Origin of the sequence: Sandarakinorhabdus oryzae, assembly GCF_009733735.1 — a bacterium.
Taxonomy (GTDB): domain Bacteria; phylum Pseudomonadota; class Alphaproteobacteria; order Sphingomonadales; family Sphingomonadaceae; genus Sandarakinorhabdus; species Sandarakinorhabdus oryzae.
This window is the reverse complement of record NZ_WNJP01000328.1, coordinates 1-1,187: the sequence shown is the minus strand read 5'-3', so window position 1 is coordinate 1,187 and position 1,187 is coordinate 1. Positions and strand designations below refer to the sequence as shown.

The window sequence follows — 1,187 nt, the reverse complement described above, 5'->3', positions numbered from 1 at the left end:
CGGCGCCTGGTCTGCCGTCTGCCAGCGGGCGCGCAGCGCATCGGCCGTCTCGCCTGACAGGGCGCCCGGCGGGCCAAAGGTGGCGGCCCACGCCGCCTTCAGGCTGCGGGCGCGGGCGAGATCGCGCGCGATGCCCACCCATTCATGCACCGCCACCCACAAGGGGTTGAAGGTGCCGAGGTTGCGGATGATGCCATAGCGCACCGGTTCGTCGGCACGCTCGGCTTCGAAGGTGCCGAACATCTTGTCCCAGATGATGAACACGCCGGCATAGTTGCGATCGAGATAGCGCGGGTTGGTGCCATGGTGGACGCGGTGGTGCGAAGGCGTGTTCATCACCGCTTCGAACCAGCGCGGCATCTTCCCGATCACCTCGGTGTGGATCCAGAATTGGTAGATCAGGTTGATGCCGCCGCAAAAGGCCACGAGCTCCAGCGGAAAACCGATGAAAAACAACGGTAATTTGATGATGAAGGTGAGGCCGAACAGCCCGGTCCAGGTCTGCCGCAGCGCCGTCGACAGATTATAATGCTGCGACGAATGGTGGATCACATGCGCCGCCCAGGCCCAGCGGATGCGGTGGCCGGCGCGGTGGATCCAGTAATAGGCAAAATCATCGGCGACAAAGCACAGTACCACGCTCCACCAGGCCAGCGGAATGTCGAACAGCCGGTGCTGCCACAGCCACAGCGCGAGGCCGGTGACGCTGCCAGCCAGCAGCGCGCCCGTGATGGTGTTGCCCAGGCCCATCACCAGGCTGGTGCCGGTGTCGCGCCAGTCATAATCGCCGCGCCAGCCCAGCCGCACTGCCACCAGCTCGATGATCACGCAGGCGACAAACATCGGGATGGCCATGGCCAACGGATCGGTGTGGATGATGGCCTGCCAATTCATAGCCGGGCCGCCCAGCGCGCCGCTGTCGCTTCGCCAAGATCGAGGCTGGTTTCGGGGAACATCACTTCATCCGGCCGCACGCGCAGCACCGCCCCGGCCCGCCCGACGATGGGCGCCTTCAACGGCCGCACCACGAAACGATCGCCCAGCGGCCGCACCAGCGCCACCCGCCCATCGCGCCCTGCCACCAGCGCACCAGCGCCATCGCGGCTGAGTGCGGTTTCGGCCGGCGCAAAGCCGGGCAGCGCATCAGCCACCAGCCGGGCGGCGAGATCGGCGCTGGCCAGCACAGG

The 1,187-nt window shown here is 66.6% G+C and carries 2 protein-coding genes; both read right to left on the bottom strand.

Annotated features, from left to right (window positions below; genetic code table 11):
* Window positions 1–894 (bottom strand): sterol desaturase family protein (locus tag GJ693_RS16060; protein WP_156257225.1); only part of this gene is annotated, 894 nt, incomplete at its 3' end.
* Window positions 891–1,187 (bottom strand): hypothetical protein (locus tag GJ693_RS17240; protein ID WP_197042298.1); only part of this gene is annotated, 297 nt, incomplete at its 5' end. The genes GJ693_RS16060 and GJ693_RS17240, both read right to left, overlap by 4 nt.